The following is a 12390-nucleotide window of genomic DNA, read 5'->3' on the forward strand; positions in this document are numbered from 1 at the left end:
GCGCGCCGCCATCATTGGCGGAAAGCGCGGAACAACGGGCTTCGACCGATGAGCCGAAGCCTCGTTTCCCGCAACGCGCGACGTGGGTCAGAAAGTATGCATCATCCCGACGTACGCGCCCGTCTGCGATTCACCCGCGAGCGGGCTCGTGTTCGGCGTCGCGTCGCGCGGCGTCGCGAGCAGCGAGAAGTTCGAATTCCCGCCGTTGCGCATGTAAGCGACCGTGCCGTACAGAAAGGTCCGCTTCGACAGGTTGTAAGTCGTCCCGAGCGCGTACAGGATCGCGTGGCCGGACGGATCGTGCGCCGCGTCGCTGCCGTCGCCGCCGCGCACGCGCACGTAGTAGCCGCCGCCCGTCACCGCCCACTGCGCCGTGGCCTGATAGGTCGCGCCGAGCCAGAAGTGATCGGCGCGATCCGCAAGGCCCGCCGGCGTGTCGGGCGCCGAATAATGCGTATAGGCGCCCTGGATCTTGAACTTCTGCACCTTCACGTTCGCGCCGATGAAATACTCGCGCGAGCTCGAGAAGATATTGCTCATGCGGCCGTTGCTGTCGCGCAGTTCGTCGTACATGCCGCGCACGTCGAGCATCGGCGAGTGATACGAGATCATCACGCCGTCCGAGCGGCCGAAGTCGCCCTGCGCGCCGTAATTGAAGCCGCGCGACTGGTTGCCGAACGCGTACTGCGCCTGCACGTCGAAGCCGCCGAACACCGGGCTGTGATACTCGACGTTGTTGCTCGTCTGCTGCCAGTTGCGCCCGCGCACGAGCGACGCCGACGAGAACGCCTGCTGGACGAACGGATCGAATTCCCACACGCCGTCGCTGTCGATGAAGAGATTGCGGCCCGCCTGCAGCTTGCCCCACGTGTCGTTCTTCAAGCCGACGTACGCGCGCCGCGACCACATCCGGCCGCCGCCCGTCGTGCCGTTCATCACCTGGAACGCGGTCTCCAGGTTGAAGATCGCCGACGTGCCGCCGCCCAGATCCTCGACGCCCTTCAGGCCGAACATGCTCGTGCCCCAGTCGCCGCTCTCGGCGCTCCAGCGCGACGAGCTGCCGCCCGAGGGATTCGCGATGTGATTCAGGTATTCGACGCCGCCGTCGACACGGCCGTACAGCGTGACGCTCGTCTGCGCGCAAGCGAGCGCGGGCCCGGCCGCGACGAGCGCGGCCATCATTTTCTTCGAATGAAAAACCATTGTTCTCCGCCTGTTGTCTTCTCTCAGGTTCAACACACGTCCGGCACGCCGCTCAACCGCGATCGAGCGAATAGCGTCCGGGGCCAGCCGCGCACAGAGCGAACAAGCCGCCCGTGATCGCGATGTTCTTGTAGAAATGGATCATCATGTTCATCTGCTCGGCGGCGGCCATCGACCAATAGTGATGGCCGATGAACGCGGTGCCGATCGTGTAGAGGCCGAGCAGCAGCGCGAGCGGCCGCGTGTAGAAGCCGATCAGGATCGCGATGCCGACGAAGAATTCCATCACGATCGCGACGACCGCCGCGATCGAGGGCAGCGGCGTGCCCTCGGAAGCCATGAACTGGGCCGTGCCCGAGAAATTCAGCAGTTTCTCCCAGCCGAAAATCACGAACAGGATGACGATCAGAATGCGGGAAAGCAGCAGCAGAGCGTCTTTTTGACGCGCAAGGAAAGTTTGTCTCATCGTCGTGCGGAGCGGGAAGCGGGCGTCGCGCGCGCTGCGACGACGCGTCGCGCACGAGCCGGTTGCGAACCGAGGCGGCCCACGGCGCGCGCCGCGCGCCGCCTCCCTGTCGACTGCGACCTGCCACCGGACGGCCGCCCGGTGCGATGCCGTCCTCCTCGATCGCCGGATAACCCGACCCGTACGTTACTGCGCGGCGCGCAGCTTCGCAACGTCCTGTTCGCTCACCTTCGCCGCCGGATTGCCGAACTGCCCGGTCAGATAGTTCGTGAGCGCGGCGATCTGCGCGTCCGACAACTCGTGGCGGAACGCCGGCATGCCGACGTCTTCCTTGCCCGCCTTGCGCGCGACGCCGTTCAGGATCACCTGCATGAGATTCGTCGGGTTCGGCGCGCCGACCGTCGAATTGTGGAAGAGCGGCGGATAGTAGCCGTCCGGCGTGCCCTTGCCCTGCATCTGGTGGCAGCTCGCGCAGTTGCCGAGATACAGACGCGCGGGATCGACGCCCGTCGACGCGAGCGCGACCCCGCGCAGCCGGATTCCGTCCTCGGCCGGCTTGCCCCATGCGGCGCGCGCCTTCGCGCTGCCGTCGGCGACGGCGGGCACCGTGCGGACGTACGTCGCGATCGCGCCGATGTCCGCGTCGGTCATCTGCGAGAAGCTGTGCTCGACCGCCTCGGCCATCGGCCCCGCCGCCTGCGCGAGACCCGGCACGCTGCCCGTGCGCAGGTACTGCACGAGCTGCTGCTGCGTCCAGCCGCCGATCCCCGCGTTCGCGTCCGACGTGATGTTGTAGCCGTCCCAGCCCGAGAGCACCGAGCCCGCGAGGAAGCTGCCGCCCGTCTCGTCGAGCGATTTCTCCTGCAGCGCGACGCCGCGCGGCGTGTGGCACGTGCCGCAGTGCGCGAGGCCCTGCACGAGATACGCGCCGCGGTTCCATTCGACGCCGCGCTCCGGCTTCGGCTGGTACGCGCCGTCCTTCAGGAACAGCAGGTTCCAGATCTTGAGCGGCCAGCGCATGCTCAGATACCACGGGATCTCGTTCTTGCGCGCAGGCTGCCTGACCGGCTCGACGCCGTGCATGAAGTACGCGTAGAGCGCCTTCACGTCGTCGTCGCTGACCTTCGCGTACGACACGTAAGGCATCGCCGGATACAGGTTGTCGCCGCTCTTCGCGACGCCGTGACGCACCGCGCGCTCGAAATCCGCGAACGTCCAGTCGCCGATGCCCGTTTCCTTGTCGGGCGTGATGTTGGTCGTGTAGATCGTGCCGAGGACGGGCGCGCGCATCGGCAAGCCGCCCGCGAACGGCTTGCCGCCCTTCGCGGTGTGGCACGCCATGCAGTCGCCCGCGACGGCCAGATAGCGGCCGCGCTCGACGAGCGCGGCGTCGGCGGAAGGCGCGGATGTCGCCGACGTCGCAGATGCGGCGGCAGCGGCCGGCGAGGACGAAGCCGCAGCGGCCGGCGCGGCGGCAGCGCCGGCGTCCGCCGCGCTCGACAGGCCGGGCAACGCGAGGCAGCCGGCCAGCATGAAGGAAAGCGTTCGTTTCAGCATCAGATTTCCTTCTTCAACTGGTCCGAGATCCGCAGCGCGAGCGCCGCGATCGTCAGCGTCACGTTCACCGTGCCGACCGTCGGCATCGTCGCGCTGCTCGACACGAACAAGTTCGGATGGTCGAACGTGCGGCAGTCCTTGTCGACGACCGAATCGCGCGGATCGGCGCCCATGATCGTCGCGCCCGTGATGTGGTTGTTCGGCGCGAATTCGTCGTTGAACACGACGTCGGTGCCGCCCAGCACTTTCGCCGCGGTCGCGTAGACCTCGCGCGTGTGCACCGCGCCGCGCTTCACGTAGTCGTCGATCGCATAGGTGATTTCCGGGCGCGGGATGCCGATCGCATCGGTCGCCGTCTTGCTCGGCACGATGCGGTTCTCCGGTTGCGGCAGGATTTCGTGGAAGCAGTCGAACTGCACGTAGCGCGCGGAGCGGTCGCGGATCTGCGCGTCGAGCTCGGCGGGCTTCAGCAGCTTGCCGGCCTTGAAGATCTTCTGCGTTTCCTGATCGATGCGCGACAGGTTCGACAGGTGGATCTTCTTCGCCGCCTCGGTCGCGCGGAACGGGCCGTCGCGGAAACCGATCAGCGACGTCATCTCCTGCGGGCCGCGCCCCGGCCACAGCTTCTCGCTCGCGTAGAAAGACACGCCGGTGCCCGGATGGTCCATCAGGTTGCGGCCGACCATGTCGGAGCTGTTGCCCACGCCGTTCGGGAAATCGTGGCTCGTCGACATCAGCATCAGCTTCGGCGTCTCGATGCCGTTCGCGGCGAGCACGAAGTACTTGCCCTCGACGCGGTGCTCGACGCCCTTCGGGTCCTTGTAGAGCGCGGCGACGATCTTCTTCTGCGGGCCGACCTCGAGCTTGTGGACGACCGCGTTCTCGACGAGCTTCGCGCCCGCCTGCTCGGCCTTCTCGACGTGAACGATGCCGTTGTACATCGCGCCGATCGGACAGATCGGCATGCAGTTGTTGTTGCCGCAGCAGGTCGGACGGCCGTCGTACGGGCGGCTGTTGCGCGCGACCGGCTCGGTCACCACGTGGAATTTCGGGTCGTGGTTGTTGAGCGCGGTCTTGATCGTGAGCTCGTTGTAGGACAACGGCAGCGGCGGCATCGGGTACGCCTCTTTGCGCGGCGAGAACAGGTCTTCCTCGGGGCCGGGGCCCCAGACGCCCAGCTCTTCCTCGGCGCGCTGGTAGTAGTGCTCGAGATCGTCGTACCGGATCGGCCAGTCGCGGCCGACGCCGTAGACGGTCTTCATCTTGAAGTCGTTCGGGATGAAGCGCCACGCGGACGCGGCCCAGTGCCACGTCGTGCCGCCCACCGCGCGGATGTACTGCGAGTTGAACTTGTGCTCGCCCTTCAACACCAGGTAGTCGTTCGGCGGACCGTATTCCGGATGCGGCGCCCACGGGCTCGACGGATACGGCGCCATGAAGTCCATCTTGTCCGGCTGGTTGCGAAAGCGCTCGACGATTTCCCAGCGCGGCATGCGCGGGCCGGCCTCGAGCAGGATCACCGACTTGCCCGCCTTCGCAAGCTGATGCGCGACGATCGCACCCGCGACGCCCGAGCCCACGACGACGACGTCGGCTTGTTGTGTATCGGACATCAGGCTTGCCTCTCGATCGGTTTGTCGGCCCAGAAGCCGGGTTTGTTGGGGCAGTACGAGCGGATCACGAGCGTGTCCGACACGACGCCGAACATCAGCGCTTCTTCATAGGTGATCACGACGTTGTCGACGATGCCGAGATACCACGCTTCGAGAATGCGCAGCGCGAGGGCTTCCTGATCGGGCGTGAGCGTATTCGCGGCGAGCGCGCCGGCGAGCTTCGGCAGCCCGTCGCCGAGTTCGAACGAGCCCTTCTGCAACGCGTGCAGCAGCCGTTCGCCGACTGCGCGGTTCAGGCCGGTCTTGCCGGTCAGCGCCTCGGACAGCGTCATGAACGCGTCGAGCGGCGCGGCGCTCGGCGCATCGGCGAGCGCGCGCAGCGTGAGCGATCCCGCAAGGCCCAAGGCGCTCAGCGCGAGCGAGCGCTGCAGCCATTGGCGTCGGGTGAGCCCCCCACCCATGGGCTCGACCGCGTCGCTCGGGCGACGCGCGTGGGGATTGGTGTCGTTATTCATCGTTCCTTCTCTCAAGCGTCGGGTTCGGGAAAACGAGTGTTGATATTTCTCAAACTACGGCGCGGCTCCGAAATGTACGCGTTCGCCGCCAATTGAACAATCCCTTTATAGTTCATCGAATCGTTTTGCACTCCCTTGCAATGCGGGTTCCGGCGGCTTTTTCAGTTTTCGCAAAAAATTGTTTCTCAATGCGGCGTTGCGGCGTGCGGACTATCTGGAGTACGCAGCAATAAGGCGTGGCGCGATCACGGAGGCGCGCGCCGATGACTTGAACGAACGGCGCGGCGCAAACGGCGTTCGGAGGCTGCCGGAATCGATGGCGGAAGCCGCGCCGCGGCGCGGCGCGGCTGTTCCGTTGACGCTCGATCGGCCGCGCGGTCGGTTCGACGCGCCGGCGCATCGCACCGACCGCCTCCGCGCGCGCCGATGCCAGTCATTCGTACGATTGCCCGGACTCCTGAAGAGCGCGCGCATTTCAGCGCCGACAACGAATGGTTCAGTTCACGAATTCGGCCAGCTTGGCGGAATCGTCTGAATGAGGTGTTTGCCACGGCGCTTTTCCGCTCCCCCTATGCCCGCCGCCGCGTGATTGCCGAATCGAGGAACGTTTTGCACGCGGAAACGTTCCGACATATCGTGCCCGCATCGTTATCGTGGATACGCGGCGCACGTGCGGCCATCCATACGCCGAAGAAACGCTTTTCATTCACGAACGCGCCGCACGACGGCGCCCGGCCATCGCGAACGCTCGCGCTCGATCGCCCCGCTCCTGGACGGTTCGGCGCGCCCCCGCACGCCGACGATCGTCATACTCATACGTTTGCCTTCGCTCGACTTGCGCAACGCACGCGCGCCGCACGTGCCCGCCGCCGTCGCGAAGGTCTTGCCGCGAGACCGCTGAAATCCTCGATGCCCGAATCCCTGCGCGTGCGAAAGCGAATGCCCGCCGGGAGGAAACATTTCGCTCGGCCGCGCCGCCCGCTTCTGCCGCTCATGCGTATTCGTCATTGCTGCGGCTCCAACGGTCGCTCGTGTGGTTCCGCACGAGCGAAATGCGGTTCCGCGACGAGAACGAAATTGCGTTGACGACGAGCCCGGTGCGTTTCATCGGCCGCTCGAATTCGCCTGCTATCTTCGTCGCGACGTCGCGCGAATAGCCGACGCCCCTCCACGGTTCGTCGGAATCAGAAACGGCATCGGCGCTTCGCGAGCGCCGAGTCGCGCAACGCCCGCCCCGTCGATATTCCCGCGCGCTCCCGCAAGTTCGCGCGCATCCACCGAATGCGCCCGCGGCCGAGCCGGCACGCGCATGCGGCGGCAATCCGTTTGAAACGAACGCACATGCTTTTCGCGGGGAAAAGCCGGAAGAAATGCGATCGTAATGCGATCAAAAACTTCGAACCCCGACGCGCGGCGGCCTCGCCTTTCCGCTCGATGACGCGCCCGCATGCCGAATATGCGCCGAGCGCGCATCCGATTGGCCGTTTTATACGGTCGTTCTCCGTTTCCCCCGCTTATCTCAAAAAATAATCTCGAACCAGGCCGCTTCGTACACCAAAAATGCTCGTGATTTTGTGCGGCAAGCGACTATATTTTCCGAAAGACTATCAAGAATTGTTAAACGCAGCCGTTACTCACACCAGTAACTCCGATCGGGCGCGCACGAGCCCGACGGATTCAGGACAAGACCTGGCGACGTACGGGATGCAACGAGGACGAGGATGCTCAGCGACCTCCCGCGCCATGGCCTTGACCGCGTTGACCGCGCATGCGGTTTCGAACCCACGGGTGGAGAGGCACCATGTACAACAAACGTAGCAATCCTGACAAGACGCGGTTTGGCCAGGCCCGCGCAGTGGCCGGCATTCTCTCCATGTCCTTCCTCGTTCCGCTCGCCGGTTGCGGCGGCGGAGGCGGCGGAGGCGGAAGCAGCACCCCTTCGGCAGCCGCACAGCCGACGCCTGCTCCGGCGCCGACACCTGCCCCCTCATCGGGTTCGTCGCAATCCGCGACTTCGTCGACATCGACAGCCGCTTGCCCCGTCACGCAAGCCGCATCGACAGCCGCAAGCGCGCAGCTCGCCTCCAGCGCCGTTTCGCAGGACGCGCCCGTCGACCACCTGATCGTCAAGCTGCAGGACGCGGCGGCGACGGCGGGATCGGGCGCGCGCATCATGGCCGCGACGAACGGCGCGACGCGACTGGATGCGGTGATCCAGCGCGTGATGTCGCAATGGAACACGAAGAGCGGCGCCGCTCGCGCCTATGCGCAAAACGTCGCGCCGACGAGCGCCGTGCAGGTCGAGCGGACGATGTCGGGCGGCGCCACGCTGCTCGCACTCGGACAAAAGATGAACGCGGATACGGCCAGCGCACTCGCGCAAACGTTCGCGGCCGACCCCGACGTTGCGTACGCGGAACCCGACCGGCGTGTGTTCGCCCGCACGGTGGCGAACGATCCGGACTACGCGCAGCAATGGAACTACTTCGATCCGACGGCCGGCATCGATCTGCCGAACGCATGGAACGTGACGACCGGCTCGCCGGGCATCGTCACCGCGGTGCTCGACACCGGCTATCGCCCGCATCCGGACCTCATCGCGAACCTGCTGCCCGGCTATGACTTCATCACCGACATCAACACCGGCAACAACGGCCACGGCCGCGGCCCGGACGCGACCGATCCGGGCGACTGGGTCACGCAGCAGGAGCTGACCGATCCGTCGAGCCCGTTCTATCAATGCGCGAGCGGGCCGTCGAACAGCAGTTGGCACGGCACGCAGGTCGCCGGCATCATCGGCGCCGCCGCGAACAACGGCATCGGCATCGCGGGCGTCAACTGGTACGGCAAGATCCTGCCCGTGCGCGTGCTCGGCAAGTGCGGCGGCGCGACGAGCGACATCGCCGACGCGATGCGCTGGGCGGCGGGCCTGCCCGTCGCCGGCGCGCCGACGAACCTGACGCCCGCGAAGGTGATCAACCTGAGCCTCGGCGGCACCGGCACGTGCGGCGACACGTTCCAGCAAGCGATCAACGACGTGATCGCGAAAGGCGTGAGCGTCGTCGTCTCGGCCGGCAACGACGGCCAAGCGACGACGCTCGATCGCCCGGCGAACTGCCAGGGCGTGATCGCGGTCGGCGCGACCGACAGCACGGGCCAGCGCGCGTGGTACAGCAACTTCGGCACGGACATCACGCTGAGCGCGCCGGGCTCGAACATCCTGTCGACGACCAATGCGGGCACGACGGTGCCGACCACCGACGCGTACGGCACGCACAGCGGCACGAGCCTCGCCGCGCCGCAGATCGCAGGCATCGCATCGCTGATGCTGTCGGCGAATCCGAACCTGACGCCCGCCCAGATCGCCCAGAAGCTCGCAGGCACCGCACGGCCGTCGCCATCGACGACATCCTGCCTCGCGCGCGCGCCGGGCGCGGGCATCGCCGATGCGGGCGTAGTGGTTGCGTCCGCAACGAAATAGGCGAGCGCCGCACTCACGCGCGCATGCGGCGGCCGCCCGAACGGGCGGCCGCTCGCGCTTGCGGCCACGCATGGCCGCCGTCGCCCGGCACGAATCGCACATCGCACCGCCCGCGAATATGCGCGCAAGTCGCGTAAGCGCGCTGTAAAAAGCTTGACGCTTCGTACGCCGACCCTTTACCATCGCCCCCGTCTTGATACTTGGAGTGTTCCGTGAACACCGATGCGAGTTGTAGTCGGTCCTGCACCGGCTTGACTGCTGACTGAGGCATTCGCGCAGAGCCCCCAACGCTTCTGCCGCATCCCGGCCAGCAGGATGCGGCGTCTTTCCGGCCGTCTCGGCCCGATCTTCCCGCCACGAATTTTCCGAACGAACGACGCATGCGCCGCCATGCGCGCGTCGTGCACGCTCGTTCGCACGATGTACGGCCTGCGCCGTGCACGCGGGCGCATGCGCTCGCGCGCCGCCCCCGCGTGCGTGTGCGCGCCGATTTCGCATGCGCCCGCCGTGCGCAGTCCTCCTCCCGGACGCCGCCTCGCGTCCGGCCCACGATCGACAGGAGTCCAGATGGAAGCAGACGACAGTAGCCGATTACCGCTCGCCGGCGTCATGCCGCGCGACGCGCGCGTCGCGTCGGCTGCGCCGGCGAGCGATCCCGATTTCCCACTCACTCAGCCGAACGCGCGCGACGCGAGGCGGCGGGAGACGCTCGGCCCTCGATGACGCCGGCGCTCCCCGCCCGCCGCGCGCGGCACACGGAGCGACCGATGACACAACGCACTCCTTCAAAAAACAAGCAACGCGGATTCCTCCATTACGGCGCGCGAGGCGACGGCGACGATCGCCGCCCGATGCGCATCGAATACGAATCCGCTCGACCGCTCGCCGACACGCTCGCCAATCTGCGCACGAGCGAGCGCGGCCTCACGACCGCCGATGCGAAGGACCGCCTGCTGTGCGACGGCCCGAACGAAATCGCACACGACAAGCCGCCGCACTGGACCCGGCAGCTGTTGAGCTCGTTCAACAATCCGTTCGTCTACGTGCTGCTCGTGCTCGCCGCGATCAGCTTCCTCACCGACGTCTACTTCGCCGAGCCGGACGATCGCGACTACGTCAAGATCACGATCCTGCTGTCGATGATCACGATCAGCGTGCTGCTGCGCTTCGTGCAGGAATTCCGCTCGCTGCGCGCGGCCGAAAAACTGAAGGCGATGGTCCGCACCACCGCGACCGTGCAGCGCCGCACCGACGATGCGAATGGGCCGATCAAGCACGACGTGCCGATGCGCGACGTCGTCGTCGGCGACATCGTGCATCTTTCCGCCGGCGACATGATCCCCGCCGACGTGCGGCTCATCTCGTCTCGCGACCTCTTCATCAGCCAGGCCGTGCTGACGGGCGAATCGCTGCCCGTCGAGAAATACGACACCCTCGGCGCCGTCGCGCAGAAATCCGCCGAACCGGCGAGCGGCCCCGGCGGCGGCGCGTCCCGCGCCGAGCACGCCGCACACGACGGCTCGCTGCTCGATCTCGCGAACGTGTGCTTCATGGGCACCAACGTCGTGAGCGGCACCGCGACCGCGGTCGTCGTCGCGACGGGCGCCGATACGTATTTCGGCGCGCTCGCGAAGAACGTCGTCAGCCACAAGCGGATCGAGACGAGCTTCGATCGCGGCGTATCCAGCGTCAGCTGGCTGCTGATCCGCTTCATGCTCGTGATGGTGCCTGTCGTCTTCATGATCAACGGCTTCACGAAAGGCGACTGGCTGAGCGCGCTCACGTTCGCGCTCGCCGTCGCGGTGGGCTTGACGCCCGAGATGCTGCCGATGATCGTGAGCGCGAACCTCGCGCGCGGCGCGGTCGCGATGGCGCGGCGCAAGGTCGTCGTCAAGCGGCTGAACTCCGTCCAGAACTTCGGCGCGATGGACGTGCTCTGCACGGACAAGACGGGCACGCTCACGCAGGACAAGATCATCCTCGAGCATCACCTCGACGCATCCGGCCGCAAGAACGAGGACGTGCTGCGTCTCGGCTGGCTGAACAGCTTCCATCAGAGCGGCCAGAAGAACCTGATCGACATCGCGATCGTCAATCGCGCGAACCAGCTCGGCGACTGGATCAAGCCGCAGGGCTATCGCAAGATCGACGAGCTGCCGTTCGATTTCGTGCGGCGGCGCCTGTCCGTCGTCGTCGAAGATCCGCGCGGCACGCACCTGCTCGTCTGCAAGGGCGCGGTCGAGGAAATGCTCGCGGTGTCGACGCATGTTCAGGACGACCAAGGCGTGCGCCCGCTCGATTTCGTCGAACGCAAGCGGCTGCTCGCGCAGGCGAGCGCGTACAACGAAGACGGGTTCCGCGTGCTGATCGTCGCGACCCGCGCGATTGCGCGCGGCGACGAACGCGAGCAATACCGGACGGCCGACGAGCGCGACCTCGTCGTGCGCGGCTTCCTGACCTTCCTCGATCCGCCGAAGGAATCGGCGGCGCCTGCGCTCGCCGCGCTGCGCGAGAACGGCGTCGCCGTGAAGGTGCTGACGGGCGACAACCCGACCGTCACGCTGAACGTGTGCCGGCAAGTCGGCCTCGAGCCCGGCAAGCCGCTCGTCGGCGCCGAAATCGAGGCGCTCGACGACGCGGCGCTCGAAAAGGCGGTCGAGCGCACGACAGTGTTCGCGAAGCTCACGCCGCTGCAGAAGGCGCGCATCGTGAAGGCGCTGCAGGCGAACGGCCACACGGTCGGCTTCCTCGGCGACGGGATCAACGACGCGCCCGCGCTGCGCGACGCCGACGTCGGCATCTCGGTTGACAGCGGCGCGGACATCGCGAAGGAAACCGCCGACATCATCCTGCTCGAGAAGAGCCTGATGGTGCTCGAGGAAGGCGTGATCAAGGGCCGCGAGACGTTCGGCAACATCCTCAAGTACCTGAACATGACCGCGAGCTCGAACTTCGGCAACGTGTTCTCGGTGCTCGTCGCGAGCGCGTTCCTGCCGTGGGAGCCGATGCTCGCCGTGCAGATGCTCGTGCTGAACCTCATCTACGACACGTCGCAGATGCTGCTGCCGTGGGACAAGATGGACCCCGAGTTCCTGAAGAAGCCGCGCAAGTGGGAAGCGAAGAACATCGGCCGCTTCATGCTGTGGGTCGGACCGACGTCCTCCGTGTTCGACATCACGACGTACGTGCTGATGTGGACCGTGTTCGGCGCGGGCGCGCTCTACCACGCGCAAGGCGGCGCCGCCGGCCAGCTCGTGATGAACTCCGGCTGGTTCGTCGAGAGCCTCGTGTCGCAAACGCTCGTCGTCCATCTGCTGCGCACGCAGAAGATTCCTTTCCTGCAGAGCACCGCATCGCTGCCCGTGCTGCTGTCGACGACGACCGCGATCGCGATCGGCTGCTGGCTGCCGTTCTCGTCGTTCGGGCAAGCGCTTGGCTTCATCCGCCTGCCCGGCGACTACTGGCTGTGGCTCGTCGCGACGATGGCCGGTTACATCGCGCTCGCGCAGATCGTGAAGACGCTCTACGTCCGTCGCTACAAGCAGTGGTTCTGAC

The 12390-nt window shown here is 66.5% G+C and carries 8 protein-coding genes; 3 read left to right on the top strand and 5 right to left on the bottom strand.

Annotation, left to right across the window (positions count from 1 at the left end; all coding sequences use genetic code 11):
* Positions 1-87: 87 nt before the first annotated feature.
* From WT60_RS27620 to WT60_RS27640, 5 genes are all read right to left on the bottom strand, one after another.
* Entirely contained in the window at positions 88-1203 is a 1116-nt protein-coding gene (locus WT60_RS27620) for a porin (protein ID WP_060356552.1), read from the bottom strand.
* 52 nt (positions 1204-1255) lie between these two features.
* The gene (locus WT60_RS27625; RefSeq protein ID WP_038746872.1) at positions 1256-1669 is read right to left on the bottom strand and encodes a DoxX family protein; all 414 of its coding nucleotides are present in this window, start codon (positions 1667-1669) and stop codon (positions 1256-1258) included.
* A 186-nt stretch (positions 1670-1855) separates the two neighbouring features.
* Entirely contained in the window at positions 1856-3226 is a 1371-nt protein-coding gene (locus WT60_RS27630; RefSeq protein WP_060356553.1) for a cytochrome c, read from the bottom strand.
* The gene (locus WT60_RS27635) at positions 3226-4839 is read right to left on the bottom strand and encodes a GMC family oxidoreductase (protein WP_038746878.1); all 1614 of its coding nucleotides are present in this window, start codon (positions 4837-4839) and stop codon (positions 3226-3228) included. Before WT60_RS27635 ends, WT60_RS27630 begins: the two co-directional genes overlap by 1 nt.
* A complete protein-coding gene (locus WT60_RS27640; protein WP_038746880.1) occupies positions 4839-5354 on the bottom strand; it encodes a sugar dehydrogenase complex small subunit in 516 nt (171 codons plus the stop codon). Before WT60_RS27640 ends, WT60_RS27635 begins: the two co-directional genes overlap by 1 nt.
* 178 nt (positions 5355-5532) lie before the next feature.
* Here WT60_RS27640 and WT60_RS34020 point away from each other — a divergent pair, with 178 nt between their 5' ends.
* The 3 genes from WT60_RS34020 (at position 5533) to mgtA (ending at position 12389) form a co-directional block, all read left to right on the top strand.
* Entirely contained in the window at positions 5533-5889 is a 357-nt protein-coding gene (locus WT60_RS34020; protein WP_059669955.1) for a hypothetical protein, read from the top strand.
* Between the two features lie 1338 nt (positions 5890-7227).
* Entirely contained in the window at positions 7228-8835 is a 1608-nt protein-coding gene (locus WT60_RS27655) for a S8 family peptidase (protein WP_081989496.1), read from the top strand.
* A 767-nt stretch (positions 8836-9602) separates the two neighbouring features.
* The gene (mgtA, locus tag WT60_RS27660) at positions 9603-12389 is read left to right on the top strand and encodes a magnesium-translocating P-type ATPase (protein WP_060356555.1); all 2787 of its coding nucleotides are present in this window, start codon (positions 9603-9605) and stop codon (positions 12387-12389) included.
* The last annotated feature ends 1 nt before the right edge of the window (position 12390 follow it).

The sequence above is a fragment of the Burkholderia sp. MSMB617WGS genome, assembly GCF_001532025.2.
In the GTDB taxonomy this organism is placed as follows: domain Bacteria; phylum Pseudomonadota; class Gammaproteobacteria; order Burkholderiales; family Burkholderiaceae; genus Burkholderia; species Burkholderia savannae.

Bases quoted from the DNA above. Each gene is read 5' to 3' on its own strand.
- WT60_RS27620 (WP_060356552.1), bottom strand. From the start codon at position 1,203: ATGGTTTTTCATTCGAAGAAAATGATGGCCGCGCTCGTCGCGGCCGGG.
- WT60_RS27625 (WP_038746872.1), bottom strand. From the start codon at position 1,669: ATGAGACAAACTTTCCTTGCGCGTCAAAAAGACGCTCTGCTGCTGCTT.
- WT60_RS27630 (WP_060356553.1), bottom strand. From the start codon at position 3,226: ATGCTGAAACGAACGCTTTCCTTCATGCTGGCCGGCTGCCTCGCGTTG.
- WT60_RS27635 (WP_038746878.1), bottom strand. From the start codon at position 4,839: ATGTCCGATACACAACAAGCCGACGTCGTCGTCGTGGGCTCGGGCGTC.
- WT60_RS27640 (WP_038746880.1), bottom strand. From the start codon at position 5,354: ATGAATAACGACACCAATCCCCACGCGCGTCGCCCGAGCGACGCGGTC.
- WT60_RS27655 (WP_081989496.1), top strand. From the start codon at position 7,228: ATGTCCTTCCTCGTTCCGCTCGCCGGTTGCGGCGGCGGAGGCGGCGGA.
- mgtA (WP_060356555.1), top strand. From the start codon at position 9,603: ATGACACAACGCACTCCTTCAAAAAACAAGCAACGCGGATTCCTCCAT.